Source organism: Xenorhabdus sp. BG5 (assembly GCF_015163665.1).
Taxonomy (GTDB): Bacteria; Pseudomonadota; Gammaproteobacteria; order Enterobacterales; family Enterobacteriaceae; genus Xenorhabdus.
In genome coordinates this window covers 1-25,746 of record NZ_JADEUG010000042.1, presented here as the reverse complement: position 1 = coordinate 25,746, position 25,746 = coordinate 1, and the positions used below count along the sequence as shown (strand labels likewise).

General features: G+C 43.2%; 24 protein-coding genes and 3 pseudogenes. 12 read left to right on the top strand and 15 right to left on the bottom strand.

Annotated elements, in window-relative coordinates; all coding sequences use genetic code 11:
- Positions 1-454: 454 nt before the first annotated feature.
- Together IQ209_RS18430 and IQ209_RS16275 are read left to right on the top strand one after the other, a co-directional pair.
- Positions 455-844: pseudogene (locus IQ209_RS18430) on the top strand (colicin E3/pyocin S6 family cytotoxin); the annotation flags it as partial.
- Between the two features lie 11 nt (positions 845-855).
- Complete coding sequence (locus IQ209_RS16275) at positions 856-1,104, top strand: colicin E3-like toxin immunity protein (protein ID WP_193852275.1); 249 nt, start codon at positions 856-858, stop codon at positions 1,102-1,104.
- 25 nt (positions 1,105-1,129) lie between these two features.
- Here IQ209_RS16275 and IQ209_RS16270 read toward each other — a convergent pair whose 3' ends face one another.
- Positions 1,130-1,519 (bottom strand): type II toxin-antitoxin system VapC family toxin, encoded by a 390-nt coding sequence (locus IQ209_RS16270; protein ID WP_193852274.1) that lies wholly within the window; start codon positions 1,517-1,519, stop codon positions 1,130-1,132.
- Positions 1,519-1,782, bottom strand: coding sequence for an antitoxin (locus tag IQ209_RS16265; RefSeq protein ID WP_193852273.1), 264 nt, complete (start codon positions 1,780-1,782; stop codon positions 1,519-1,521). The genes IQ209_RS16270 and IQ209_RS16265 overlap by 1 nt, the downstream gene beginning before the upstream one ends.
- A 108-nt stretch (positions 1,783-1,890) precedes the next feature.
- Between IQ209_RS16265 and IQ209_RS16260 the strand changes: the two genes are divergently transcribed.
- A complete protein-coding gene (locus tag IQ209_RS16260) occupies positions 1,891-2,064 on the top strand; it encodes a hypothetical protein (RefSeq protein WP_193852272.1) in 174 nt (57 codons plus the stop codon).
- A gap of 128 nt (positions 2,065-2,192) precedes the next feature.
- Here the strand turns inward: IQ209_RS16260 and IQ209_RS16255 are convergent.
- A pseudogene (locus tag IQ209_RS16255) lies at positions 2,193-2,456 on the bottom strand (hypothetical protein); the annotation flags it as partial.
- A 201-nt stretch (positions 2,457-2,657) separates the two neighbouring features.
- On the opposite strand from IQ209_RS16255, the gene IQ209_RS16250 reads away from it, so the two are divergent.
- The 3 genes from IQ209_RS16250 (at position 2,658) to IQ209_RS16240 (ending at position 3,944) form a co-directional block, all read left to right on the top strand.
- Positions 2,658-2,891 carry an IS1 family transposase gene (locus IQ209_RS16250; protein ID WP_193852271.1) on the top strand — a complete coding sequence of 78 codons (234 nt, stop codon included), beginning with the start codon at positions 2,658-2,660 and terminating at the stop codon, positions 2,889-2,891.
- Complete coding sequence (locus IQ209_RS16245; protein WP_193852270.1) at positions 2,892-3,287, top strand: DUF1240 domain-containing protein; 396 nt, start codon at positions 2,892-2,894, stop codon at positions 3,285-3,287.
- 324 nt (positions 3,288-3,611) lie between these two features.
- Positions 3,612-3,944 (top strand): DUF1240 domain-containing protein, encoded by a 333-nt coding sequence (locus IQ209_RS16240; protein ID WP_193852269.1) that lies wholly within the window; start codon positions 3,612-3,614, stop codon positions 3,942-3,944.
- A gap of 20 nt (positions 3,945-3,964) precedes the next feature.
- Here IQ209_RS16240 and IQ209_RS16235 read toward each other — a convergent pair whose 3' ends face one another.
- Positions 3,965-5,377, bottom strand: a complete 1,413-nt coding sequence (locus IQ209_RS16235) for an MFS transporter (RefSeq protein WP_193852268.1) — start codon at positions 5,375-5,377, stop codon at positions 3,965-3,967.
- A 94-nt stretch (positions 5,378-5,471) separates the two neighbouring features.
- On the opposite strand from IQ209_RS16235, the gene IQ209_RS16230 reads away from it, so the two are divergent.
- Entirely contained in the window at positions 5,472-6,128 is a 657-nt protein-coding gene (locus IQ209_RS16230) for a metalloregulator ArsR/SmtB family transcription factor (RefSeq protein WP_193852267.1), read from the top strand.
- A gap of 91 nt (positions 6,129-6,219) precedes the next feature.
- Here the strand turns inward: IQ209_RS16230 and IQ209_RS16225 are convergent, their stop codons facing one another.
- From IQ209_RS16225 to fdhE, 4 genes are all read right to left on the bottom strand, one after another.
- A complete protein-coding gene (locus tag IQ209_RS16225; protein WP_193852266.1) occupies positions 6,220-7,869 on the bottom strand; it encodes an LTA synthase family protein in 1,650 nt (549 codons plus the stop codon).
- Positions 7,870-7,953: 84 nt separating this feature from the next.
- Positions 7,954-9,858, bottom strand: a complete 1,905-nt coding sequence (gene selB / locus IQ209_RS16220; RefSeq protein ID WP_193852278.1) for a selenocysteine-specific translation elongation factor — start codon at positions 9,856-9,858, stop codon at positions 7,954-7,956.
- A 33-nt stretch (positions 9,859-9,891) separates the two neighbouring features.
- Positions 9,892-11,286, bottom strand: a complete 1,395-nt coding sequence (selA, locus tag IQ209_RS16215) for an L-seryl-tRNA(Sec) selenium transferase (protein ID WP_193852265.1) — start codon at positions 11,284-11,286, stop codon at positions 9,892-9,894.
- 16 nt (positions 11,287-11,302) lie between these two features.
- On the bottom strand, positions 11,303-12,187 hold the full coding sequence (gene fdhE / locus IQ209_RS16210; RefSeq protein WP_193852264.1) for a formate dehydrogenase accessory protein FdhE: 885 nt from the start codon (positions 12,185-12,187) through the stop codon (positions 11,303-11,305).
- A gap of 281 nt (positions 12,188-12,468) precedes the next feature.
- On the opposite strand from fdhE, the gene IQ209_RS16205 reads away from it, so the two are divergent.
- Positions 12,469-14,544, top strand: a complete 2,076-nt coding sequence (locus tag IQ209_RS16205; protein WP_193852263.1) for a plasmid pRiA4b ORF-3 family protein — start codon at positions 12,469-12,471, stop codon at positions 14,542-14,544.
- 80 nt (positions 14,545-14,624) lie between these two features.
- Here the strand turns inward: IQ209_RS16205 and IQ209_RS16200 are convergent.
- The 6 genes and pseudogenes from IQ209_RS16200 to fdnG form a co-directional block, all read right to left on the bottom strand.
- A pseudogene (locus IQ209_RS16200) lies at positions 14,625-14,729 on the bottom strand (IS982 family transposase); the annotation flags it as partial.
- Positions 14,730-15,077 carry a type II toxin-antitoxin system RelE/ParE family toxin gene (locus IQ209_RS16195; RefSeq protein WP_193852262.1) on the bottom strand — a complete coding sequence of 116 codons (348 nt, stop codon included), beginning with the start codon at positions 15,075-15,077 and terminating at the stop codon, positions 14,730-14,732.
- Between the two features lie 25 nt (positions 15,078-15,102).
- The gene (locus tag IQ209_RS16190) at positions 15,103-15,330 is read right to left on the bottom strand and encodes a type II toxin-antitoxin system Phd/YefM family antitoxin (protein WP_189760270.1); all 228 of its coding nucleotides are present in this window, start codon (positions 15,328-15,330) and stop codon (positions 15,103-15,105) included.
- Positions 15,331-15,785: 455 nt separating this feature from the next.
- Positions 15,786-16,427 (bottom strand): formate dehydrogenase cytochrome b556 subunit, encoded by a 642-nt coding sequence (gene fdoI / locus IQ209_RS16185; protein ID WP_193852261.1) that lies wholly within the window; start codon positions 16,425-16,427, stop codon positions 15,786-15,788.
- Positions 16,424-17,350: a formate dehydrogenase subunit beta gene (gene fdxH, locus IQ209_RS16180; RefSeq protein WP_193852260.1), complete on the bottom strand. Its 927-nt coding sequence runs from the start codon at positions 17,348-17,350 to the stop codon at positions 16,424-16,426. Before fdxH ends, fdoI begins: the two co-directional genes overlap by 4 nt.
- A gap of 12 nt (positions 17,351-17,362) precedes the next feature.
- Positions 17,363-20,410: a formate dehydrogenase-N subunit alpha gene (fdnG, locus tag IQ209_RS16175; RefSeq protein ID WP_193852259.1), complete on the bottom strand. Its 3,048-nt coding sequence runs from the start codon at positions 20,408-20,410 to the stop codon at positions 17,363-17,365.
- Between the two features lie 151 nt (positions 20,411-20,561).
- Here fdnG and fdhD point away from each other — a divergent pair, with 151 nt between their 5' ends.
- The 4 genes from fdhD (at position 20,562) to IQ209_RS16155 (ending at position 24,785) form a co-directional block, all read left to right on the top strand.
- Positions 20,562-21,407 (top strand): formate dehydrogenase accessory sulfurtransferase FdhD, encoded by an 846-nt coding sequence (gene fdhD, locus IQ209_RS16170; RefSeq protein ID WP_193852258.1) that lies wholly within the window; start codon positions 20,562-20,564, stop codon positions 21,405-21,407.
- A 250-nt stretch (positions 21,408-21,657) separates the two neighbouring features.
- The gene (locus IQ209_RS16165) at positions 21,658-22,380 is read left to right on the top strand and encodes a Slam-dependent surface lipoprotein (RefSeq protein WP_193852257.1); all 723 of its coding nucleotides are present in this window, start codon (positions 21,658-21,660) and stop codon (positions 22,378-22,380) included.
- Between the two features lie 291 nt (positions 22,381-22,671).
- Entirely contained in the window at positions 22,672-23,217 is a 546-nt protein-coding gene (locus IQ209_RS16160) for a hypothetical protein (protein ID WP_193852256.1), read from the top strand.
- Positions 23,218-23,339: 122 nt separating this feature from the next.
- Positions 23,340-24,785, top strand: a complete 1,446-nt coding sequence (locus IQ209_RS16155; protein ID WP_228005934.1) for a porin family protein — start codon at positions 23,340-23,342, stop codon at positions 24,783-24,785.
- On the opposite strand, the gene IQ209_RS16150 is transcribed toward IQ209_RS16155, so the two are convergent.
- A complete protein-coding gene (locus IQ209_RS16150) occupies positions 24,782-25,546 on the bottom strand; it encodes a transferase (RefSeq protein WP_193852255.1) in 765 nt (254 codons plus the stop codon). The two genes, IQ209_RS16155 and IQ209_RS16150, sit on opposite strands and share 4 nt — an antisense overlap.
- Positions 25,547-25,746 lie beyond the last annotated feature (200 nt).

The following is a 25,746-nucleotide window of genomic DNA, read 5'->3' as shown; positions in this document are numbered from 1 at the left end:
TCAACTGTCGATACTGTCTGATTTGTTTATGCATATCAGGCTACTATTTCTGGTGTGAGAGCTGTGAAATTTATCACAGTTGACTCCCCCTTTTAATATCTCACCTGTTGCTCTTAATATGTTAACTCAGCATCAGCTTTTGAATTCACCTGAAGGCCTTACATTAGCTGATCCAGTGAAATATCCCTTGGTATCTAAATTCAATAAACAAGAGAAACATGCTGATTCTTTTAAAAAGTTAGGTGTTTGGGATTTAGAAATAGTAATTAATAGTAAAGAGTTCGTTGATGCCGCGTTAAAACACCCAAAAACAAACGATTTTTATAATATTGTAGAAAGAGTGAGACCAAAAGGTCTTAAAGGAAATCAAAGTCTTGTAATCATAACATCCTATATTCAACTTTCGACGCAGTTACGAGATGTTCACAATCAAATAGAACAAACAAAAAAAGAACTCGCTCCCCTAATGGAAAGTCGCAATAAAGCGGAAAACAAGAAAAAAGAAAAAGAAAAAGAAAAAGAAAAAGAAAAAGAAAAAGAAAAACAACGTAAAGGTGTTCAACAAGATGGTCACAAATATCATCCTGCACCAAAAACTGAAGATATTAAAGGACTGGGCGAATTAAGAAAAGGACCTGCAAAAACTCCAAAACAAGGAGGCGGTGGAAAACGAGCTAGATGGATTGGTGAAAAAGGACGTAGAATTTACGAGTGGGACTCACAACACGGCGAACTAGAAGGTTATCGAGCCAGCAATGGGGAACATCTTGGCTCTTTTGATCCCAAGACTGGTAATCAATTGAAACCAGCAGACCCAACACGTAATATTAAAAAATATCTTTAATGGAGAAAACCATGGGAATTAAATTAAATTTAACTTGGTTCAATAAAACAAATGAAGAGTTTGTGGGCGAAGAATATTCAATGGATTTAGGATATGATAATTCCATCATTGAAAGTTGCGGTTTACCATTGCATGATACACTGAATAATGGCGTATTCGATGTGTTAGATATATGGGTTCCTATTTTACAACCTAAATTTAGTCATTCTATTAATTTGGATAAATATATTTATCAAGTCTCTTTTGATTATCGAGACTAGTTACAAGGTGGGACCACGGTCCCACTTATTTTGTCCAATCCTCAACATTTAATCCAATAACCATTCCAAACGCTGAATCACTGGTAACGATGGTTAATTTTTGACTTAACGCATGAGCTGCAATCAGTTGATCCATCGTCCCCATAATTTTTCCAGTTTTTTCCATGTTGGCCCGCAATATCCCATAGGTTTTTGCCGCGTTTTGATCCAAATCGTAAACAGTAATTGAATCGATAAATGTGTTTACGATATTTTCCAGCGCTCTGTTTTGGCGTTTAGCGATACCATAGCGCAACTCGGCCTCAGTAATGCTGGAAATACATATTTCTGATGGTGGTATGGTTCGCAATTTAGCGGTTACCGCTGGATGTTGGCGAAATATGTAACTGACCGTGTTTGTATCCAGCATATACATTAAAAAACTCCCTCGAATGGGTCACGTTCGGTAGCGTCCTGGTTACGATCATTTGTATCTAAAAAATCATCAGGTACAGACACAGCGCTGAGCACCCTAAAAAAATTATCCCAATTGTCAGTGGACAGTTTATTTTTTGAGAGAACAACGTCCCCGTTTTCGTTTTTCCGAATGTAAACGTGGTCAGTATCGAACTCAAATGCGACAGGTAATCTAACTGCCTGATTACGCCCATTTTTGAAAATTTTTGCTACTCGCTCCATAATTAAATTACCTCTAAATAAAACAGATTAACATATGCCATAGCATATGCTAAATTTGGCATACGTCAATACATATGCCATTAATCACTATAATCCATATGGGAAATTATGACTAATTCAGCTATTTGTGACGAATGTTTAGGAGTAGGTGAATTCAAACAGGTTTGCGTTGATTGTCACGGTACTGGACTGGGTTTAACGGACGAATCGCCCTGTACTGTTTGTCATAGTGAACGGGTTGCTGTGCAGGAATGTCCTAATGTTTGGGGACAGGACAGATAACGGAAAAATAAGATGGGACCACGGTCCCATTTATTTTATTTAGCTAAAATACGCCTGCCATGCGTGGATCATCGCATCTTTCAGGTTGTCCGCGTGGCCAATCCATGAATAGTTTTGACCAGCATACCTTCCTGATTCGCAGTGTGTCCGCGCTCTTTCATCCATGCAGCGAGACACTTTTCAGCCGCTGTATACGCTTCCCCTTGTTGCCAGCCTGTAATTCCAGCTCTTGTCGCTATTTCTCCTGCCATTGCGACAAGAGCAAAGCGAGTGATTGCACGACCAACTTGATTACCCGCATTTTCTGGCATCATTTTGGCGGTATATTTTTTCAATAAGGCTTTAGCTGTTCCTGAGATAAACGTGAGATCATGGGTAAGATATCCGAGGAACACGATATTGTGCTAATCATCCTCAAATGCTAATGATGGGGATAGGACAACAGGGACTTAATTCAAATATTATTGGAGGGGTTAGATTCTGTATTATATTTTCTATTGGGTATCGAATTATTGAAGGTATATTTAAAGACGGTCATGCACCCAATAATTAGATGTTGTGGTAAGATCCCCGTTTTTTATGGTAGGTGAGATATGGCGAAAGTTGATGTGGTTTGTCGTTATTGTCAGAAAACAGAAGATATCAAAAGACATGGAAAAGGCAGCAGTAGTCATCAGCGTTATCACTGCTACGCCTGCCATAAAACCTTTCAATTAAATTACACCTATCAAGCCTGCAACCCCGGAGTAAAAGCACAGATCGTTGAGAAAGCCAAGAACATGGGAAACAAACCTACAATATTTTTTCAATACCATGGGAAAAATTAGATGAATAAAAAATATTTTAAAGCAATAGGAGTAACAATACTGTTATTGATAATGGCATTTATGATGAGCGTAGTTATTAGATCTTTTATTTCATTAATACTCATGAAAGATGAAATAACATTTTCCAGTACAGTAATTATGTGCATCATGTCTTCCCCTCTATTATTTTATTCTTTATCAGGTTCTATATCCTTCTTTATATTTGATAGATTACCTAAATATAATAAGATAATTGTTAAACACTTAAGCAGGCTTATGATTGCATCATTTATTATTAGTTTTCCTATATCGTTTTATGTTGACTACAAATTAAAAATCGATGGTTATGTTACATGTGATAAAATATCGTGGATGTCTCCAACAACTTACGTAAAAAAATTATCACTGTGTAAATGATAATTTTTACAAATACCCTGTTTTCATGTCCCCCCTGTTTAGCCTCTAAATTTCAGAGGCTTTTAAATTATTTTTCATGATATTAATAATGTTTTATTGTTCACCAAGAGTATTACATTTCAGTTCAAGTGAAACAATTATGGGATGAACGCCAATGGTTTCTGTTATCTGATATTATGGAAATCCCTTGTTATGTAGGGTTTGAAGCTGATATCTTTGTTCTAGAGAAAAGTTAATAGCATTATCAAAAGAATCAATGAAGAGAAAGCTAAGAACAATGGAAACAGACTTACAATATTTTTTCAATACGATGGGAAGAATTAGGTGAATAGCAAATATTTAAAAGCTTTGGGTGGAGTAATATTGTTATTATTCATTATGTTTCTGATGTCCTTCATTATTAAATCTGCTGTTTCATTAGTATTAATGAAAGATGAAATAACATTCTCCGGCGCAGTCGTTATAAGCATTCTGTCTTTCCCTATCATATTTTATTCTTTATCAGGCTCTATCTTTTTCTTTATATTTGATAGATTACCTAAATATAACAATATAATTGTTAAATACTTAAGCAGGCTTATGATTGCATCATTTATTATGGGTTTTCCCATATCTCCCATCACACGTAATCAAGAAAACGGCATTACTTTTTTATAATAATGCCGTTGATAATAAATTTATTCCTCAGCCTTAATTTTCGCTGATTGAAATGCTGTTAATAATGCCAATATTGGTGCAATGGAGAAGAGTAAAAATAGCCAATATGCAGAAGAAGCGGCCCCTTCAACGCCTCCTGGCTGATAAAATCCAAATAAATTGACGGTCATCCCCGCCAACGCAGAACCAAATGCAGAGGCAAATAACTGTATGGTGGTAATAGATGAACCGGCGATGCTTTTATCCGCATCACGGGAAACCTGTAAAATGAGCGTCAAAAGATGAGGCCAGCCGAATCCAACCCCAAAACCAAACATCCCCAATCCCAGGATTATCGGTAGTATAATCTGCCGTTCCCCTGCTGACTGGGATGGCAGCAACACAAGCAACAGCAACATACCAACCAACATGAAGACAGGCCCACTGATAATCGCAAACCGCATCTTTTTCCCTTGCCAGCTAGCACTGAGTACTTCTCCTATAGTCCAACCCATTGCCACGAACGCAACCATGTAACCAGAAACAAAAGGGGATTGCCCATGCAGAATTTGCAAAAAATAGGGAATAAAAACATCCCCCGATAAACCCACTACCAATAGAAATAGGGTAGTAAATAAGACCAAATGAGGAGAACGTAAACTTAGGGAACGTTCAGGCAATAACCTGGCTGAAGCTCTACGCTCATAAATGATCAATAAAAAGATGAATATCACAGCGGCAACAATGCCGAGAATGTTGAACCGAACATCTGGCGACAAACTGCCAGAAGAAACCGCCAGTACCGCTGCCGATAACAGAATCAATTGCACAATGGGCAGTGCTGTTTTGGTTTTATTCTGCACCTCTGTTTTAGGTAAAATCAGGCAGGTAAATACAGCATAAGACAGAATAATAGGAAGCATAATGCCAAATGCATAACGCCATGCATCCATTTCAGCAAAAACACCGCCAATAGCTGGCCCGATTAAAGTCGCTACCCCCCACATCCCCGAAACCAATGCGATAGCTCGCGGCCAAAGTGATTGGGCAAAGACGAGATTAATCATCAAATAGGAAAGAGCGAACAGAAATCCACCGCCAAGGCCCTGAATGGTTCTGCCAACCAACATCACTTCCATTGTTGGCGCAAGAGTACAGAGTAAGCTACCGATAAAAAAGACCACTGATGCAATCAGATAAGCGTTTCTTGCACCCAATGCACTCAACAATCTCGCAGAAAGAACGGAACCAATAATCGATGCCACGACAAACAATGTCGTATTCCAGGCATAAAGATTTAATCCTCCAATATCATTGACGACAGAAGGCAGAATCGTAATCGCAATTAAGGTATTAATTGCCATCAATACCACGCCTAATGAAAGTGCTATCGCACTCGGTGCATTTTTGCTGGAAAACAGATCCCTCCAGCGGCTTTCCTCAGTCATTATCATCATTTTTGCCCTGAACACCGGTTGAGTTGTGAAAAGTCTTACGCTAAATTAAACAAGATAAATCTTGGAATAAATTAATGTCGGGATCAACAATATGTCAAGCGATGACTTGGAAAATAGTATAATCGTAGGGCAAACAGTGAGTGAAAAGCTATTAATGTTGCTAAAAACTCAAGGTGCCTTACAAGCCTCTGATGCCGGCAAATTATTGGGAACAACTGGAGAAGCAGCCCGTCAGCAATTTGTGAAAATGGCTAAAGAGGGGTTAGTTGAAGCAAAATCAGAAACAAGGGGGGTTGGGCGTCCAGTGCAGCTCTGGCATATCACAGAGAAAGGCCATGCCAAATTTCCTGATGCTCACGCAGAGTTAACAACGCAACTGATCTCGATTATCCATAATCAGTTGGGTGAAGATGCTATGGATTTGATTATCAGAGCCCGTGAAAAAGAGGCTTTTTCCAACTATAAAAAGGCGATGGAAGGTGCCACTGGGTTACAGGAGAAGGTTGAGCGTCTGGTTTCGATTCGCTGCCGAGAAGGTTATATGGCTCATTATTCTGTTGAGGAAAATGGCGCTATTTTGTTTTTTGAAAACCATTGTCCAATTTGTGCCGCCGCCAAATTGTGTCAGGGTTTTTGTCGGACAGAGTTGAAACTGTTTCGGGAGATCCTGCAAGCCAATGTGGAAAGAACCGAATATATCCTGAGTGGTCACCGACGCTGCGCTTATCGCATCACCGCCATACAATAACTGAATGGTTTCACGCATAGTTCCCATATTGTAGCGGTATATCGATAACACATCCCTTCTGTCAGTAGCATCACCGACAGAAGGGATAACATTATTCCTGACCTGCCGCTTCCAACTGCTGGTAAATATAATGCTTATAACTCTCTACCAGTGCACTATCCTGACAATCATTCAAGGCACCATCACACAAATGGCGCATGATCATATTCGCTTGGTAAAACGCTGGCGCTGACAAGCGGGCACGTTCCAGAATCATTCCGCCAAGGAAAGAGATATCGGTCAGCTTGCCCGTTGTTATCGACGCTCCCTGTTTCAGGTTATCCCGCAGAGTAAACTGAGTCACATGTGCTGGATCAGGCAGCGGAGAATTATAGTGATCAAAATTGATGTTCGGTTGATGATCACCAAAATAGAGGAAAACGGTAGGCTTATCGCGATTAGCAACGAATTCACTGAAATCCCTGATGGCAGGATCAGAGGCCACAATTTTTTCCATATAATGGCTAAACTTACCTGTCGCTGTTGCCGAATCAACATTGCCAGCCAAGCCATAATCATCATGATGGCTCTCTTCATAAGGACCATGTTCATACATGGTGAGAGAGAAAATAAAAATCGGCTTGTCTGTTTCCTTAGCCAGGATAGTTTTCACATAAGACAACATATCTTGTGTCGGGATTTTCCACAAATTTTCATCCATGTCTGCGGGATACCCTAACTCCTGCGGTTGGATAATTCGATCAACACCCAGTGTCTTGTAAGCATGTCCCGCATGGTAAGCAGACTTATTAAACGGTGTCAGAACAACTGTGTAATAGCCATTATCTTTCATTGCACGAAACAGGCTGTTTTTCAGGTGATCAACGACAAAATAAAATACCGCATTTTTACGTGAACCAAAATCATCCGTATTCAATCCGGTTAAAACGGAGAATTCAGATAACCAAGTTCCGCCACCAAAGGTTTGTACCCTGAGTGGACTTTGGGCACTGACACCCGCATCACGCCGGAACATGTAAAGATCGGGCAACTGCACTTTGGCAGGTAATTGGTAAATATGGGGATTGACCGTGGATTCTTGCAGCAAGACAACCACATCGGGTTTAACCTCTGACTGAGGTTCAGGCAACGTCACTTGTTTCGCCTGCTGCAAGAAATAATCAGCAGATGAGCCAAATTTTGGCGGCTGATATTGTGCATCCGAGGCAGACATTACCATATTAGTCACCGTTCCCCGCCCCTTCGGTAATTCCCCTTGCCATTGCGCATGATAGGCACTAACCGTTAAGTTGACACCCCAGGCACTCACGATCATCAAAATGATACTGGCGAAGCGCCATTTGATCCCACGCGCAGAAGGGACTATTTTCCAGCTCAATATCATGTTGAATATCAACCAGATAATCATCGCCACTACAGCAATACCCGCCAGCCAATAATGGCGCAAAGTCTCCTGATTTGAAGGATCTAACATCACATTCAAATCAGAAAACATCAGTTGTTCTTTGTAGTAATGGATTTTTATCTGGTTGAGGAATTTTAGGATGATAAATAGCGTGCCAGTGAACACCGTCGAAAATAACCAGCGCGCTGAAACTAAAAAAGCCAGGCCAAAGATGATGCCGAATACGCCGACAGACACCAGTGCAGGATAAATATCTCCACCTTTCTCAAACACTAATATCAAGGAAGCAATCAACAACAATCCAAGATAAATCCTCGAGATTATCTTCTTTTTCATACTCTATTGAATTCCACACATGAGTTCAGTTTGCCAACCCGATGAAAAATAGCACAGATTGTCAAAGATACTGTAAATAAAATGCTAAAAAATGCCCTCATCCCGTAAAACATGCAAATTCGCTTTCCTGCGGGTAAAACCCGTGCGATCAAAGTATTCCAGTATTTGAATCGCTAATTTCCGTCCAATCCCCAACTCATTGCGAAAATCGATTGCTGTTATGCCGCCCTTAGTCTGAGAATAGCGGCGAATTAAATCAGCAAGCCGCTGAATATACTGTCGGTGGTAATAACGATCAGACACAATGGCGATAATGAGTCCCAATTGTGCTGCTTTTCGCAAAAGACGACGAATGACCTCTTCATCTTCCCCCATTTCAGTTGCCAAATCGCGTACCCACCACGCTTCCGCTTTAAAATAAAGCTCTGCTTTTAACCACAAACACACCTGCTCTGGGGTAAACATCAATCCATGCTCAGGCAAGTGCAACCAACCATGGGTTTGTTTTAGCTTTTCTTGTTCCAATAGCCGATTGATAAGTTTATAAGCCAGCATGTCATCCAGTGTCGGCAAAGCCATTCGTTTCAAACGCGCCTTACCCACCCCCAATTGATCGGGGTGTTTTTCGTGGTATTCCACGACAATCTGCAATAGTTTTTGTTCTGCCAATACCGCATGATGCTGCGATAATACCCAATCACCCGCAACCATCACTTCCATCCCAACCAACAAGTTGTTGAGCTGACTTTCTGTTAACTGACGTGCCCAGGCAAAGTGGCTGAGTGACAGTGCACCACGCGTTAAATATAAGGTGAGATTTTCCAGATGGTTGCTCGTTCGAACCAGTTGGGATAACCAATGAAGAAATTCAGGCTGGCGTTTTCCCCTGCGCGGGGAATTTAAGCTAACGACCCGTGCCCCTGCCAGCGTTTTTCTGGCGCTGATGTCTCGCAGTATCAGGCGATCATTTTCCACCAGCCACAAAGGACGATCCAGCGTCAGCTCAGCCAATATTGGCGTAGCGGTTAGCGAGTTCAGGATAGAAATTCTGCCGGTGATATGGCTGGTGGCATGATGGATATGGAGAGATTGCCCGTTTTGCAGCGGTAAATCCGCTTCAATTTCGACTAACACTTTTTCAGCCGCAAACGAGGGTTTTTGTAATAACAGCCAGTCGCCACGGGAAATTTGCTCTTTGCTGATATTCCCAATAATATTCAATGCAATACGCTGTCCCGCTGTAGCACACTGAACGGGTTGATTCTGGGCGTGCAAGCCACGCACTCTCACGGTTTGATCACGGCCAGTCAGCCATAACATATCGCCAACATTGATACTTCCTGCTAACGCCGTTCCGGTGACAACCAATCCGGCACCTTTAATAGTAAAAACCCGATCGATAGCCAAACGAAAGCGTTGCTGTAATTTTTCATACTGCAAATTTTGCCGGGCAAAAGAAGAAGAAGAGCAAATTTGATGGACAGCATAAGACTGGTGAATAGACTGCAAATGCTCTCTTAGTGGGATAATGCCTTCTTTTGTAGCGGCTGCCGTTATAAACAAAGGCACCGATTGCCAACCTTGTGATGCTAATAATTGCCCGACTTGTTGCCGGACTTCCTCAATCCGTGCTTGTTCGACGCTATCCGCTTTGGTCAGTACAACCGTAATATCAGGTCGCCCAATCAAACGTAAAATTGCCAGATGTTCCCGCGTTTGAGCCATGACACCATCATCACAAGCGACAACCAGCAGGATATGATCTATTCCCCCCATCCCCGCTAACATATTGGACAGGAATTTTTCATGTCCCGGCACATCGACAAACCCCACCGCCGATCCATCTGGCTGCGGCCAGTAGGCATAACCGAGATCGATAGTCATCCCGCGTTTTTTCTCTTCCGGCAAATGGGTAGTATCAACCCCCGTGATCGCTTGAATGAGCGTTGTTTTACCGTGATCAACATGTCCCGCCGTGGCAAAAATCATAGTTATCAAGCCTATTTCTTATAACAGCAATTTTTATAACAACAAAAGTGCCCGCAATAATGCATTTCCATCTTCCAGGCAACGCAGATCCAGCCATAACCGACCATCATACAGACGCCCAATCACCGGTTTTTTCAAATTGCGCCATTGGTGAGCCAAATTTTCCAATGTGCTGCCACGACCATCGATGGCGGTAAAAGTCAGCGACCAACTGGGCAACCGATCCACTGGCAAAGAACCACTGCCAATTTGGGAATAGCAAGGTTCATCACGAACAATAAATTTTTCGCTGTAATATGCCTGAAGTTGGGGAATGAGCTGTTGCGCCATATCACGGATTTCACCCTGTGTACGAGTCAGCAGGCGCAAAGTCGGTAATTTCTGATGAAGCTGCTCAGGGTGTTGGTAGAGACGCAAAGTGGCTTCCAGTGCCGCCAACGTCATTTTATCTGCCCGCAATGCGCGCTTTAGAGGATGCTGCTGGATAGCGTCTATCCACTGTTTTTTGCCAACAATAATGCCAGCTTGCGGGCCACCCAATAATTTATCACCAGAAAAGGTCACCAAATCGATACCATGGTTCAGGTAATCCTGGGGCATCGGCTCAGCCGGCAAACCATACTGTGTCATGTCGGTCATGGAGCCACTACCAAGATCGATGGCTGTCGGGATTTGGGATGCCATACCCAGCATCGCCAAGGCTTCTGCCGATACTTCAGCTGTGAAGCCTTCAATACTGTAATTACTGGTATGCACCTTCATCAACATGCCGGTATCAGAATTGATTGCCCGCTGATAATCTTTTAAATGCGTTCGGTTAGTTGTTCCCACTTCCACCAAACGACAACCGGCTTGCACCATCACGTCAGGAATACGGAACGCTCCGCCAATCTCTACCAATTCACCGCGGGAAATGGCAACCTCTTTTCCTTGCGCCACTGTTGCCAGCACCAGTAAAACGGCGGCGGCATTATTGTTAACGATGCAGGCATCTTCTGCCCCTGTTAACGTACAGAGTAAATCAGCCAGTGCGCGATCACGATGCCCGCGACTAGCACCATCAAGAGAATATTCCAGCGTGACCGGCGAACGCATTGCCTGTGTCACGGCTTCAATTGCCGATTCCGCTAACAATGCACGGCCCAAATTGGTATGAAGCACCGTTCCGCTCAAGTTAAAGACGGGTTTCAAGGCAGTTGCTTGAACTTTGTCCAATCTTCGCTGCAATAATGCAGCCCAATCGCCACTCCACTCTGGCAAGGTCTGATATTCAAGAATATTAAACCGCGCCTGTTCTTGCATGTCCCGCAATATCTCCACCACTTGCGTCTGTCCATATAACGCAATCAACGAGGTGATTTCCGGTTCTCGCAACAATCTGTCAATGGAGGGTAATTGACGGTACAGCGCGTTGATTGCTTGTGTCATCGCTTCCCCACCCCATTTATTCGTTAGGAAACAAAAAAGGGTTCAGGCTACTGCGAGCAAAACCTTCTTCTTCCATTTTGGCATCCAGAATCAATGACGCCAGATCGTCAGCCACAGCCTCAACATTCGGATCTTTTTCCTGATACAGAATTTTGAGATAACTACCACAATCACCACAACTTTCTGCCTTGATTGCCGATTGCTCACTCTCCAGTGACCAATAATTCAGATCACGGGTTTGTTCACAGTTACTGCATTTGATGCGGACAACATGCCATTCACTTTCACACAGGTTACAATGCAGGTAGCGCAATCCTTGATGAGTGCCGATTTGCACCACACTGGCAACCGGCATACTGCCACAAACCGGGCAAAACTGGCGATGTTCTCCATATTCCGCCCGTGCCTTGCCGGGGATCAAACTGGCCATTTGTGCCCAATAGACAGATAACGCTGCCCAGACAAATACCGCCTGATCAGCACTAACTTTGCTGAATTCACTATTGAGCAGCGCACTCGCCATCTCTTCTAACTCTTGTTCTGAATTTTTTGCCAGATTTTCGAGGGCGGGTTTCACATGTTCAGGTACGGTAAGCCGCAATTCCACAATCAGGGCGTGCAGAATATTCTGCCAATGCTGGGTACGGTGTAATGTTTTACAATCCAGTGGAACACGAATTTCTTGCTGAGAATGACCAAGAAGCTCATCCAATTCCATCGCCAACGGATTGTCATACAACGCCTTTTGCTGTGCTTGTGCAACCTCTGCCGCAAAATTCAGGTAACTTGCAAATGGATTGTTTTCGGTTGCCAATGTTTTCAAACGATTAGCGCGCTGCTGGTAAAGTGTTTTCAGGTTGACAAACAATAATGGGGGAATAGGAGCAATGCGAATACTCATGAATCTTACCTTCTAGTTATGTTGAATGTCAGTCCCCAACCATCTTACCCCGCCACACAGCGGAATGGCATTGCCAGATCCTATCGATTTCAAGTTACAGACCACAAAGCAGCAACCTGGAGATAACGTGAATAAATTTGAACACAAACTTACTGCCTTCACAAAAATTCAGGTTAGACTATTGAATAATCGTAAAGGGGAATGGTGGATATGACAGCGTGATAGCCAGCACTCTTCTTGGTTGAAATATAGATATATTGAAGATATTGAAGAGGTTGATAATGAAATTAACACCTGAAAAATTGCTATCTGCAATAGAAAAATACGCCCATACTTCCGATAAACAGCGCTCCTTAACCCAAAAACAGATACAGTGGTTTTCCGATCCAGAAAATGTCTTCTTGTTGATTAGCCTGGTGCTAGCGCTACCCAAAGAAGCGATGACGGAGATAGGCGACAGCATTAACCATTGGCTTGAAGTTGCCATAGCAGAACTTGCATTAACAGTAAACAAATTACCTGCTGAAACCAAACAACTGTTCGAAGAGATCATTGAGCAAATTTTGGTGAATACCAAAGAAGAATTCGAAATTAATAGCGAATGCATGTTGTTATGTATATCAATCCTGAAAAGAAATCAGTTTCATATCAACACTGACATCACTCCGTTACTGGATGCCCCCCAATCTACTGATGACACCAACATAGCGACTTTCCCTAAAAAATCCTTAGACTTGAACCAACTGTTTAAGCAGTTTGAAATTCATTCTGGCATTGAATTTGTTGACTTTTTTGAAAGCGGTCTTTCTGTCATTCCTCATGAAGCCTTACCTCATCTATTGACGGAAGTCGCCAAGCATTCATGGGGGATAGATGCCCTGTTATTACTCACTCAATACTTTGAAGAACCCATTGCCCTTGCCTGTGCGCAAACATTGGACGATTGCCCTTCCTCTGCATGGGCAAACGTATCCTACCTGCAACTGATCAATCTGTGTGCACGATTTAACCGCCATCCTGCCATTCACTCCTGTTTTAAGCGTTGGAAAAAAAAGGCGATGTCGCACCACAATAAGCCACGGGAAACAGCAAAGATACACGAATTATACGTCACTCATGTTGATGGAAATGACTGTGCCAGCATGATGATGACAATCACACTGGATGGTCAAGAATATCAAATGAATATGATGCTGGATTTTAAATCTGGTATCCGCGAAAGCTTTATGAATATTGCTCCTGAGAGCACAATCCCCGAACTGATTGAAGAGTTGAGCAATAATAGTGAAGCATATGTTGACTTTACTCCAGTCTCCCCTGACTGGCTGCAACAAATTTTACCGTGGATATTTTCAGTCCAGCAAAATAAACATACCCCACTCGATCTCAACTCACTTTATTGGTTGTCACAACTTCCCGTCGAATGGACACAGCCGGAAGCCCTTGAGCTTGAACACTGGAGCCAGAAGTTCGGGTATAAAGCTGATCTGAAGCGACAGGATCAGAATCGTCTTGGCATCACCATGGGTTCATCATTAATATTGAGCTGGCTGGCGCCAGAAGAATGTCTGTTGAAAGCGAAAAAACCCAGAGATTTATTGAAGCTCTATTACTACGCAAACCGCGAGCTGTTTATTGAACGTCTGACTTATTCCGCTTCAATCGAACAATACAGATTGCCACCACAAGCGCCATATCTGGTAGAGCAATATTTAGATTTGGCCTATGCCCTCAGAGATCCTGGATTAAATCGCAAGAGATTTGCCTTATTTGATACCTTGTCTGAACTCAGCTTTGAATATTTCTACATGGAGCAAGAGGAAGAAATTGAGCCGCAAGGTTTGGTTGTTAAAGTGAGTTTATTCGATGCAACACCCGCCGTATGGCGCCGGATCCGTGTCAGCAATCAACTCACACTCAGTGAATTTCATGATGTGATACAAACTGCCATGGGCTGGGAAAATGCTCATCTATTCAGTTTTAGTTTTGCAGGAATCGATATTCCAGAAGAACAATATGACCAATTGTGCATCGGTGCATTTCTGGAAGAAGTTGGGGATGAATTCAACTACCAATATGACTTTGGCGATGATTGGTTCCATCAAATAACAGTCGAGAAAGTTTTGCCAAAAGATATTATCCAGCCTGAAGTGACCGCAGGTAATGGCATGTGTCCGGCAGAAGATTCCGGTGGCATTTGGAATTGGAACTATTTGCTCAAGTTGAGAAAAAAGAAACTCCTGACTGAAGATGAAGCAGAACAATTAGAATTTGTGGGATTATCCCCAAGTGAGTCACTGGAGCCTTTTGATAAACAGCAGGTTAATAAGCAGCTCAAGGCACTCATCAGTCAATAAAAGTCAATAAACCGGAGGAGAAAACGGCCTCCGGTTTCCCGTACTTTACTGAGAGCAACTATAGCTAACCTGAGTTCCGTTTAAGCTGTCACTGGAACATCTTCTTCTGAGTAGAACACTTTCAGTGATGGTTTCTTCCATTTAAGGCAGTAAGCAATCAATCCACCTAAAACGGTAACGCAAAATTAAATGCGGTACTCTATCATGCGTTTTAGAAGCAGCGCCTGTATGTCTTGACGTTGATTTAAAATGATGTGTACGACTACATCAGTTTCCGAATCGACAGTGTAAAGGATCCTGTATCCATTTTTTGTATTACACTCACGATACTCAAATACACCAATCTTACTTAACTGAAACGAGATTGGGCACGATAATGGAAAAATGCCCACCTTACTTTCGAATTCTGAAATGAAATCGTTAATTATGGGTGAAGGATCAATATCTTTAGCCCGTAAAAAGTTCGCAATATCTTTAACGCTATATTTTGCAGTGTCAGTGTATTTTATTGTTACAGTTTTATTTTCGGACACATTTCCCCCTGGTCATTGATAAGTATTAAATATCTTCCAATAACTGGTCACGCGAATGTAATTTTCCTGACTGTTTGTCTTTTTGAGATATCGCAAGTAATTTCAGTAATGCAATAGCATCATCTCGTTGTTTGCGGTCTTCAAAGGATTCAATAACGTAAGCAGGCAGGCCATTCTGGGTAACCAGTATTGGCTCCGACAGCTCAAGCATAGCGGCATGCTTTTTTATGTAGCTGATTGTTTCTATTTTCATTTAATTGCTCCTATTGTAAGAAATAATCTTACTTTAATAACGAAGAGTTACCGCTTTATGTTTGCATAAACTAATAGTGACAAATTCTTTGCCAATCCATTGGCGTGGAATTACTATTTTTGCATATGCAGCCAGTAAGCTTCGTGCTGACATTAAGAAGATGTCAGATACGCTCGGCACTTAAGCCGCTTTGTGATTTCAAATTTTGTCTGATGTTTTATGCCAAATTCCGCTTTGGTGCACTTTAGTAACTAAAGTAGTCTTAATTTAGTCTATATTTGGTTCCTTTTCAAGGTGTAAAATATTTTTTATATCCATTTGATTTATTTTGATATTTTTATTTTCCACTGAAAATTACAACTAACATTAATCACCACTTTCCGTTTTTTGTCCCTCATTTGAGGGACAAAAACAAGAAGTGGCTATCAAAGTACACAAAATACCCTGCCTCAAACTCACTCTTTTTCTTTTTGCTGCTCTTGTTTCACCATTTCACGATACCAACGTGGATGATGTTTTTTCGCCCAGCCACGTGTGACCCAACCTTCTACCATTGCCCGCACTGATCCCTTCACCCAAAACGCCGCATAAGCATGGATGATAATCGTCAGGATCAGACCAACCGCCGCCAGTGAGTGAACCAGCAAAGCAATTCGGATCAAGGGGATAGGAAAATATTCCGCAAAATACGGGCGCCAGATAATAATGCCGCTAATAAGCAGTAGAAACAGGCAGAGACTTACTGACCAGTAAATGCCTTTCTGGCCGAGGTTATACTGCCCGATATCCCCCGCTTCCTCATTACGCAGTACCTTATGAATATTTTTCGCCCATTCGATATCATCCCTGTCGATCAGGTTATGTTTGAAATACCTGAAAAACATAAAGACAAACAGAAAGAACATCACCGAACCCGCAAACGGATGCAATATCCGTGACAATTGCGGCGTACCAAAGATGTTCATCAGCCAGTTCAGGGAGGGGAAGAAAAAACCTAATCCACTGATGGCGGTAAACAGAAAGCAAATCACAACCGCCCAATGATTGATTCGCTCAACCGGAGAATGGCGGATAATGATATCGTTACGCTTTTTCATTTCTTCACCTCCTCATTATTTGCCTTGTCCGAATCAACCTCTTTAAGTGCGCTTTCTTCCTCTTCTCTGGAAATACGGTTCGGACCAATACCCACGTAATGGAAAATGGCAGCAGCAAAAGTCGCGGCAAAACCGATTGCAGCTAATGGCTTCCAGATACCTTTCCAGAATGTGACAGTTGGGCTTATAGCCGGATTATCCGGCAATCCATGATAGAGCTGAGGTTTGTTGGCATGGTGCAGCACATACATGACATGAGTTCCGCCTACGCCTTCGGGATCGTACAGACCGGCATTTTCATAGCCACGTCCCTTAAGCTCTTCAACCCGCTCTGCCGCCAGCGCTTTCATATCCTGCTTGCTACCGAAATGAATCGCGCCGGTTGGACAAGTTTTCACACAAGCCGGTTCTTGCCCTACACCAACACGGTCAACGCACAAAGTACATTTGTAGGCACGATTATCCTCTTTGTTGATGCGCGGTACATTGAATGGACAACCAGCAATGCAATAGCCACAGCCGATGCACTGTTCTGACTGAAAATCAACGATGCCATTAGCATATTGAATAATCGCGCCTTCCGCCGGACAGGCTTTCAGGCACCCCGGATCGGCACAGTGCATACACCCATCCTTGCGGATTAACCATTCTAGCTTGCCATGCTCCTCCACTTCGGAAAATCGCATCACGGTCCACGACTTCGCTGTCAGATCGGCCGGATTATCATAAACACCAACGTTGTGCCCAATTTCATCACGAATGTCGTTCCATTCTGAACATGCTACCTGACACGCTTTACAGCCAATACAGGTTGTCACATCGATCAGCTTTGCCACTTCTTGCTGGTGATCCCGCACACGAGGCGCGGGAGTCAATGAATGGGTGGCAGAGCGACGAATAATGTCCTGGGATTGCAATGACATAATTTTTCTCCCTTACACCTTTTCCACATTAACCAGAAATGCCTTGAATTCCGGCGTCTGCGTATTGGCATCACCGACAAACGGCGTCAGGGTATTCGCAAGAAAACCTTTCTTCGCCGCGCCCAAAAAACCCCAGTGAATCGGAATACCGATGGTATCCACTTCACGGCCGTGAACATTCAAGGTACGAATACGCTTCGTCACTACTGCCTTGGCTTTGATATAACCACGACTGGAGCTAACTTTAACGGTATCGCCCTGTTTGATGCCCTTCTCTGCCGCCAATCGTTCACCAATTTCCACAAACTGCTCTGGTTGGGCAATAACGTTTAGCAACGCATGTTTTGTCCAGAAATGGAAATGCTCAGTCAGGCGGTAAGTGGTGCCGACGTAAGGGAATTTATCGGCTTTACCCATGGCTTCAAAATCGCTCTTGAACACACGGGCGGCCGGATTGGAAACCACATTCGGATGCAGCGGATTGGTTCCTAACGGCGTTTCAAACGGCTCGTAATGTTCAGGGAACGGCCCTTCTGCCATTTTGTCGATGGCAAACAGACGCCCCATGCCTTCTGGCTGCATGATAAAGGGTCCGACATCCGTTCCCGGCGCTGCGTTGCTGTAATCTGGAATATCCACACCGCCCCATTTATCGCCATCCCAGGCAATCAACTGACGTTTAGGGTCCCACGGATTGCCCTGTGGATCGGCAGATGCGCGGTTATACAGAATGCGGCGGTTCAATGGCCACGCCCATGCCCAACCCAATGTATTCCCTATCCCGGATGGATCAGTATTATCGCGGCGCGCCATCTGGTTACCTTCCGGCGTCCAGCTTCCAGCGAAAATCCAACAGCCGCTGGCGGTAGTGCCATCATCACGCAATTGGGCGAAAGAGGATAATTGCTGCCCTTTTTTCACCAAAACATTGCCGCTGTTATCCAGCAAATCAGCCAAAGCGCGACCGTTACTTTCTTGGGCCACCTCTTCCGCTGTTGGTGCGTCAGGATCGAAATAATCCCATGTCATGCTCAGGACTTGTTCTGGCGCAGCACCGCCTTCTTCACGGTACAAATCACGCAGGCGCTTGAAGATGCCTGACAAAATTTCACCATCCCCAATCGCTTCCCCTGGCGCGTCCGCACCTTTCCAGTGCCATTGCAGCCAGCGAGCTGAATTGACTATTGAACCATTCTCCTCGGCAAAACAGCAGCAGGGTAAACGGAATACTTCAGTCTGAATGGTGGCAGGATTAACATCGTTGAATTCACCATGATTTTGCCAGAAGGATGATGTTTCGGTACTGAGAGGATCAACCGTGATCAGGAATTTCAGCTTCGACAAAGCGGCGACGACTTTGTTCTTGTCCGGGAATGATGCTATCGGATTGAAGCCCTGACAGATATAGCCATTCACTTCCCCTTTCGACATCATTTCAAAATATTGCAAGACATCGTAAGGCTTATCCCACTTCGGCAACAGATCGAAGCCCCAATCATTTTCTTTACGGGCATTATCACCATAAAAACTCTTCATCAGACTGACAAAGAACTTCGGATAATTTCCCCAATAGTTGACCTGACCTGTAACGGTGGCTTTTGGTGTGTTCGCCTGCAAATAGGTTTGCAAGTCAGCCTGTTTCTCCGATGGCAGGGAGAGATACCCCGGCAAGCTTTGGGATAACAACCCTAAATCTGTCAGTCCCTGAATATTGGAGTGACCGCGCAGCGCATTGATGCCACCGCCTGCCATACCCATATTACCGAGCAGCAATTGGATTATCGCCATTGTACGGATATTTTGGGCGCCGATGGAGTGTTGCGTCCAACCCAATGCATACAGGAAAGTAGCAGTTTTGTCTTTCGCGCTGGTTTCTGCCAGATATTCACACACCTTGAGAAAATCTTCCTCCGGTGTTCCACAGATATCAGTCACGACATCCGGTGTATAACGGCTGACGTGAGCTTTCAGTAGGTTCCAGACACAACGTGGATGGCTCAGCGTTTTGTCCCGTTTGGCAAAGCCCTTCTCATCTAACTCATAGTGCCATGTCGTTTTATCGTACTGGCGATTTTCAGCATCATAGCCGCTAAACAAGCCATCATCGAATGAGAAATCTTCCCGCACAATCAGGCTGGCATTAGTGTAAGCCTCGACATACTCACGGTTAATTTTTTCATGGGTTAGCAGGTATAAAATCACACCTGACAGGAAGGCAATATCCGTACCAGAACGGATAGGCGTGTAGAAATCCGCCACGGATGCCGTACGGGTAAAGCGAGGATCGATAACAATCAGTTTAGCGTTGTTGTGAATTTTAGCTTCCATTGCCCAACGGAAACCGACAGGATGTGCCTCAGCCGCATTCCCGCCCATCACGACAATCAAGTTCGCATTCTTAATATCCACCCAGTGGTTGGTCATCGCACCGCGACCAAATGTTGGAGCAAGACTTGCTACCGTTGGTCCGTGTCAGACACGCGCCTGGTTGTCTACGGCAAGCATGCCGAGAGCGCGACTAAATTTCTGTGATAAAAAACCGGTTTCGTTACTGGCCGCAGACGCACATAACATGCCTGTTGTCAGCCAGCGGTTAACCGTCACACCATCTTGGTTGGTTTGGATGAAATTGGCATCGCGGTCTTGTTTCATCAATCTCGCGATACGATCGAAGGCTTCATTCCAGCTTATTCGCTGCCATTGATTAGAGCCAGGAGCACGATATTCTGGATAGCGCAGGCGATTTTTGCTGTGCACAAAATCCACCAAGCCAGCCCCTTTAGGACATAAGGCACCACGGTTTACAGGATGATCCGGGTCCCCTTCGATATGAAAAATAGTCGATTTGGCATTTTTGGCGCCATCACCAAGGCTGTACATCAATAATCCACAACCGACAGAGCAGTATGTACAGGTATTTCGGGTTTCACACGCACGCAGCAATTTGTAGTTACGTGTTTGTGCAATCGCGGCGGTTGGGGCAAACCCCAACGCGGCTGCCGTCGTACCCGCCATACCGCCAGCGCAGATCTTAAAGAACTGCCTTCTGCTGACTTGCATGGGGATCTCCTCACTCACATTGCTCATTAATATTGCTAACACACTGCCTAACGGAATTCCGTGGGTGTATTTGCTTCTTATCAGGACACGGGTTGGTAATATATTATCCACACAAACAGTATTATGAATCAAACTATTGGGGAATTCATTAATGAAAAATAAAAGGTCAGAAAATGGGTTAACTATGGAGAGAATCAGCGGTGTTTTTCGCACCAATGTACAACAAAAAAATGCCAAACAAAGTGGCTCCTTGAGCAGTCCAACGCCGGATTGGGTAGCAGAGGAAGTCCCTGTTGCATTGGTCTACAACGGTATTTCCCATGTCGTGATGATGGCCAGCCCGAAAGATCTTGATTATTTCGCTATCGGGTTTTCCTTGTCAGAAGGGATTATCACATCTGCGCAGGAAATCCGGGGGATTGAACCAATACTTAGCTGCCATGGCGGCATTGAACTGCACATTGAGCTTTCCAGCCGCCGTTTTGCGGGATTAAAAGAGCGCCGACGCAATATAGCTGGGAGAACGGGTTGCGGTATTTGTGGCACCGAACAACTCGCAGAGATCTTTCGCCCAATTACGCCCCTGCCTTTCACCCAAACGTTTTCACTCTCCTGCCTTGATACTGCGCTTGCCCAATTACCGCATGTTCAGGAAATCGGCGTGCTCACTGGCTGTACCCATGCGGCGGGTTGGATTGACCCAGAGGGCAAATTGCTGGGTGGTTGTGAAGATGTTGGCCGCCATGTTGCACTGGATAAGTTACTGGGAATGCGAGCTAAAACAGGCTGGCAACAAGGTGCTGTGTTGGTTTCCAGCCGTGCCAGTTATGAGATGGTGCAAAAATCAGCTCATTGTGGGGTAGAAATTTTATTTGCTGTTTCTGCCGCAACCTCACTCGCCATTCAAGTCGCCCAGAAATGTAATTTAACGTTGATCGGATTTTGCAAGCCAGGACGGGCAACAATGTATACCCATCCTCAACGATTAGTGGATTAATTGAAGCGATAAAACATCCACAAATACATTTCACCCCAAAAAATAATTTAATCTTAATTAGTTAAAATCTAAATTGTACAAACAATGAAACCAAACAAATAAGAAACATAAATATAGCTTATTATTTACACCATTATTTGCCTGACATACATTTTATTTGATGTACATTTTTTGTTCATGGTTTTCACAAAAAAATTCAGGACGTTCTTATGACAGGATAAAAAACATTCGATATTCAGTGAGGCTGCACATGAAAAAGGTCAATATATTCATCGCTATGTTAGGCGTTCTTGGCGTCACCACACAAGTTCAGGCAAAAGTTGGCTACGGTATAAGCCAACAAGAAACTGACCCACATCTTATAATCGGAGAGGTAAATGGTGAACCCGCCCTGGGTATCTCTTTACCTATACCTATAGTAAAAGATAAATTAATTCCTGCCTCCCAACTGAAAAATTTCGCCACACTCGACAAGAATGGTATCTATCATGCCGAAGTGGATGGTTCATTTTTCGGTATCGAGAACCAGTATATCGATATCGGTCAGATTCCCAATACAGAAGTTTACTTTGGAGAATGGGCCCAAAAAACGCCCGATAAATCGGATGTTACTCATACTGTTTTTTATGCGGGCGAAAATGTGACAACCAAACTACCAACGGGTGGCACTGCGTCCTATACAGTCAAAGGCCTGAGCCAGTATAGCGGCAATAATCTCCTCTCCGGCAAACTCGTTGCGGATTTTGGTAACAAAAAGCTGAATGGTTCACTGAACAATGGTTCACTCAATATTGGTATTGATGCCAGTATAAATGACAATGCCGGATTTTCCGGTAAAGCCACCGCCAACAGCAACATAAATGGCGTTACCGATGGAAAATTCTACGGTGATTCCGCCTCCTCTTTGGCAGGGTATGCCAAATTTGATAGCGACAGAAACAAAGATACTGCCTTCGGCGGTTCTAAAGAATAATTATTCATTCCCCAGAAAACAGTGTCATTTTTGGCACTGTTTTTCTGTTCATCTAATTGCAATTTTTATATTTTATTTCAATAAATTAGTTTTTAATTTACGTAACTCTAATTTAAGTAAGCAATGAAATTCAACAAATACAAAACATAACAATAACTCATCATTTACACCGCTATTTATCCAGTATACATTTCATTTGTTGTCTGTTTTTTGCGCATAATTTTCACCCAAAAAGTTCAGGACGCTCTTATAACAGGATAACAAGGCATTCAATACTCTGTGAGGCTGCTTATGAAAAAACTCAATATATTCATCGCCATGTTAAGCGTTATTGGATTTACTACGCAGGTTCAGGCAAAAATTGGAGAGGATATAAGCCAGCAAGAAACCAACCCACATTTTCTATTCGAGCAAGAAAAGGGGGAAATTTACTTTGGGGAATGGGCCCAAAAAACGCCCGATAAATCAGATATCTCCCATACTATCTTGTATACCGGCAAGGAGGTGGCAGCCAAGCTGCCAGATAGCGGTGCTGCAATCTATAAAGTACAAGGCATTAGCCAAGATGACCGTAAAAATCCCCTCTCCGGTAATTTTGTCGCAGACTTTGGTAACTACGTATTGAGTGGCTCAATGAGCAATAGTTCACAAACTGTAGGTATTGAGGCCAAGATAACTGATTACGGCAACTTTTTGGGTATAGCCAGATCCAACGGCATGATTGGGCACACCTATGGAAAATTATCTGGTGCCAACATTAACTCTTTGGAAGGCCACATCTTATATTATAGCGACAGAACAAAAGACACTGATTTCTATGGTACTAGAGTGAAATAATTAATTCCCCAGAAAGCAGTGTCATTTTCATTTTGGGCACTGTTTTCTCTCATCTTCTTTATCCTGTTTATTTCAAGCTGTTTATTTCAAATAAATCGGGATGTTATGAAGCGGGCTTTGCTATGTCTGATCAAAAAAAAGTGACTGCAAAGGAAATATTGCCAATATTTCTTATGGTATTGCTGATCTCCGTCTTTTCCCCGACAGTTTATGCCAATGAAGATATTAGCCACAAGATTTGGCAAGAAGCACGATACAATCAACAACATAATCAACAGAAAAATGAAGTCCCAAACGCGATTTCTATAAAAGTGGAAAATAATCTTAAGGGCATCGGCCAAGCTCTGTACCTTGCTATTAACCATCATCAGTGGCAAAACGTCAGACGCCTTATGCTGATTTATCAAAAAATTCCTGGGTACGATCCGTTACTTATCGATTTTGCTCAAGGCGGACTCGCACATCTTAAAGGGAATTTAGCACTGGCGACTTCTTATTATCAAAAGATCCTACGTCAAAAACCGAATTTTACCCGCATTAAACTGGAGCTGGCTCGTATTTATTTTGAAGATCACAAAAATCGGGAGTCTGCGCAATTATTTAAAGAAATCAGTAAACAATATCAATTACCAGAAATGGTCTTGAAGAATATCGACCGTTATCTGGCCGCAGTAACCCAAAGAAATGACTGGAGCGGTTCATTCTCATTTGGCTATGCCTATGACGATAATATCAATATGTCTCCAAATCAGAAACCAATCTGTCTGCGTTCAATAAAGGGACAGTGCATCATTGAACGGAGCATACCGAAACCTGTCAAAGCATGGGGCGGGACTTACAGCGCTACCTTAAGCCGACGTTACCCGCTTGTTGGCCATCACGGCATTTTTGGCCGCGGCCTGATTTATGGTGAAAATTATCGCAATTATCACGACGAAAACGAAAATATGTTCTTGCTGACCAGTGGCTACAACTATAAAAACAGGAACCAGGATTTATCTTTTGGTCCTCTATTTGAATATCAACAGCGTGCAGGGAATACCGAATACCATGCTATTGGTGCCAAAATAGAGTGGCAATGGACTATCACCAAACAAACTTTCCTTAATATTGAACTTGGACATAAGAAATTGCGTTATCAGCCGCTTTACCGCAGGAAAGACGGCGGGCTTTCCTCATCCTATTTCAGCCTATCTCATGTCATCAATGAAAAATTAATTCTGTTTGGTGGCGGCAATTGGAGCTATCGAAATAATCAACACCCGGCAGATCGCTACCAACAATGGGGCATAAGTGCGGGAATAGCTGGACAACTCTATCCCCGCATTAATGGCTCGTTGCTTGTTACTTTGAGGCAACAACGCTTCGGTGCTTACAGCGCATTATTGGGTGCCAGACGCCAGGATAATGAACAGATCTATACTGCCGCCATTAAATTTCCTGCCGCTAAGATATTGGGCATGACACCCTCTTTAACTTTCCACCATCGACACAATCGCAGTAATGTGAACTGGTTATACAGTTACGATAAAAACGAAGTACAAATACAGTTAGAAAAATATTTTTAATCGAGGCTGTGGTACATCCACAAATTAGGCTCAATGTAATAAGCCATCTGTTTTTCAACATCTACCACCAATGGCACCAGACCACCCGGAATGACATATTCCCCGCTTTGCGGAAACTTCATGCCTGTCCATTCCTGCCACTGTTCCAAAGTGCCATAAATATCCATGGAGCGCAGAGCGGGCTTAATGATTTTGGCACCTAATCGACAATGGGTACGGATCCACGGATCAAACGGTTCGCCTTTATCATTTTTCCATCCGCAATATTCGATGAAGTCTTGCAGGGGATATTGGCTTTTCAAACTCGGCCTGACAGGAACAACCAGCCCCTGCAACCGCTCATCTCTGGCAGTCTGTTTCAAACTGTTAATTAATAAAGCTGGAATATTTTGCCCTCGAAACGCAGGATCAACCGTCACACTCAGGGCAGAAACCAGGTTGGCTTGCACCTTTCCTTTCGCTTTCCCACCAGCGTCAAATACAGCATCCCATCCTTCATCAGGCAATTGATCTAATGAATGATTTTCCCAGGGAAAAGGAATTGAGCTCAGCAGGCCAATAAGACGCTCTTCTTTCCCCTGTTGCAGAATGGCAAGTTTTTGAAAGTGACTAAAACCAGGTTCATATAATTTATGCCAATGTTGTTCAGCGACTGCATCATAATTCATAAATAGAGGCCAATTATTATCAATAAGCTCCTCTGCCTCATCACCAAGATCTGTCCTTTCTTCAGCAGATTGAATAACAATTTTTGCTTCCATAATGCGTTCTCCACTTAGGCTTTTTTCAGCCAGATAGATATATGAAAACTGATACCCTTTATTCTTTTAAATAGCGGTAAACATTTATTTGATTGGTTCTTTGCGCTCAAATTTCACCATAACTCATTATTTTCCACAACAGGGGATGAATATTTCCCCATATAAAATATATTCATTAATTTTATTTAATTATATAAATG

Excerpts from the sequence above, each read along its gene's own strand:
- IQ209_RS16275 (WP_193852275.1), top strand. The coding sequence starts at position 856 with ATGGGAATTAAATTAAATTTAACTTGGTTCAATAAAACAAATGAAGAG.
- IQ209_RS16270 (WP_193852274.1), bottom strand. The coding sequence starts at position 1,519 with ATGTATATGCTGGATACAAACACGGTCAGTTACATATTTCGCCAACAT.
- IQ209_RS16265 (WP_193852273.1), bottom strand. The coding sequence starts at position 1,782 with ATGGAGCGAGTAGCAAAAATTTTCAAAAATGGGCGTAATCAGGCAGTT.
- IQ209_RS16260 (WP_193852272.1), top strand. The coding sequence starts at position 1,891 with ATGACTAATTCAGCTATTTGTGACGAATGTTTAGGAGTAGGTGAATTC.
- IQ209_RS16250 (WP_193852271.1), top strand. The coding sequence starts at position 2,658 with ATGGCGAAAGTTGATGTGGTTTGTCGTTATTGTCAGAAAACAGAAGAT.
- IQ209_RS16245 (WP_193852270.1), top strand. The coding sequence starts at position 2,892 with ATGAATAAAAAATATTTTAAAGCAATAGGAGTAACAATACTGTTATTG.
- IQ209_RS16235 (WP_193852268.1), bottom strand. The coding sequence starts at position 5,377 with ATGATAATGACTGAGGAAAGCCGCTGGAGGGATCTGTTTTCCAGCAAA.
- IQ209_RS16230 (WP_193852267.1), top strand. The coding sequence starts at position 5,472 with ATGTCAAGCGATGACTTGGAAAATAGTATAATCGTAGGGCAAACAGTG.
- IQ209_RS16225 (WP_193852266.1), bottom strand. The coding sequence starts at position 7,869 with ATGAAAAAGAAGATAATCTCGAGGATTTATCTTGGATTGTTGTTGATT.
- selB (WP_193852278.1), bottom strand. The coding sequence starts at position 9,858 with ATGATTTTTGCCACGGCGGGACATGTTGATCACGGTAAAACAACGCTC.
- selA (WP_193852265.1), bottom strand. The coding sequence starts at position 11,286 with ATGACACAAGCAATCAACGCGCTGTACCGTCAATTACCCTCCATTGAC.
- fdhE (WP_193852264.1), bottom strand. The coding sequence starts at position 12,187 with ATGAGTATTCGCATTGCTCCTATTCCCCCATTATTGTTTGTCAACCTG.
- IQ209_RS16205 (WP_193852263.1), top strand. The coding sequence starts at position 12,469 with ATGAAATTAACACCTGAAAAATTGCTATCTGCAATAGAAAAATACGCC.
- IQ209_RS16190 (WP_189760270.1), bottom strand. The coding sequence starts at position 15,330 with ATGAAAATAGAAACAATCAGCTACATAAAAAAGCATGCCGCTATGCTT.
- fdoI (WP_193852261.1), bottom strand. The coding sequence starts at position 16,427 with ATGAAAAAGCGTAACGATATCATTATCCGCCATTCTCCGGTTGAGCGA.
- fdxH (WP_193852260.1), bottom strand. The coding sequence starts at position 17,350 with ATGTCATTGCAATCCCAGGACATTATTCGTCGCTCTGCCACCCATTCA.
- fdhD (WP_193852258.1), top strand. The coding sequence starts at position 20,562 with ATGAAAAATAAAAGGTCAGAAAATGGGTTAACTATGGAGAGAATCAGC.
- IQ209_RS16165 (WP_193852257.1), top strand. The coding sequence starts at position 21,658 with ATGAAAAAGGTCAATATATTCATCGCTATGTTAGGCGTTCTTGGCGTC.
- IQ209_RS16160 (WP_193852256.1), top strand. The coding sequence starts at position 22,672 with ATGAAAAAACTCAATATATTCATCGCCATGTTAAGCGTTATTGGATTT.
- IQ209_RS16155 (WP_228005934.1), top strand. The coding sequence starts at position 23,340 with ATGTCTGATCAAAAAAAAGTGACTGCAAAGGAAATATTGCCAATATTT.
- IQ209_RS16150 (WP_193852255.1), bottom strand. The coding sequence starts at position 25,546 with ATGGAAGCAAAAATTGTTATTCAATCTGCTGAAGAAAGGACAGATCTT.